This window comes from Psychrobacter sp. 1Y4 (assembly GCF_051847555.1).
In genome coordinates, this window is the sequence record NZ_JBPYDE010001008.1 from 1 (window position 1) to 550 (window position 550).

Annotated in this window: 1 protein-coding gene; it reads left to right on the forward strand. The window is 42.4% G+C overall.

The genetic code is table 11. From position 1 onward, the window contains the following. Positions 1–123: 123 nt before the first annotated feature. On the forward strand, positions 124–550 hold a 427-nt coding region (locus tag ACS8FC_RS20120), incomplete at its 3' end, for a glutathione S-transferase N-terminal domain-containing protein (RefSeq protein WP_439298087.1).

Below are 550 nucleotides of genomic sequence, written 5' to 3' on the forward strand. Positions count from 1 at the left end.
AGAGCATAAATACTAGATATGCCGGAAAATAAGTCGCTCAGCGCTAATGTTTACGTACACTACCTTGATAAACGTTGCGAGTTTGTTTACGATGACAACCTTCACTATTAACATTAGGCTTTCATGATTGATGCGAATGACATTCCAAGTAGTCAGCTAATTTTGTATGCTGATGACGGCTACGACAGTCATGTGGTACGCCTATTACTTGAAGAAAAAAAGCTCGCTTACTATTTGTCTCGCTTACATTCTGAGCGCCCTGAAGATTTGACTGAGCTAAACCCTTATCACACCTTGCCTGTATTACAGCAGCGTGAGATTGCGCTTTATGAGATTAATGTCATTTTTGAGTATCTTGAGGAACGCTATCACACAAATAAACTGCTCCCTGAGACACCGCAAGAGCGTGCACAGTTTCGCCAATTGGCTTGGCGTATTCAGCGTGATTGGTTAGTACTCGGTAAGCGCCTCCTCACGCATCCAGATAGTTTTAATAAAGCACAAGCTGCTGTTGCCAAAAAACAGCTCAGTGATTCGTTGATTACTCTGT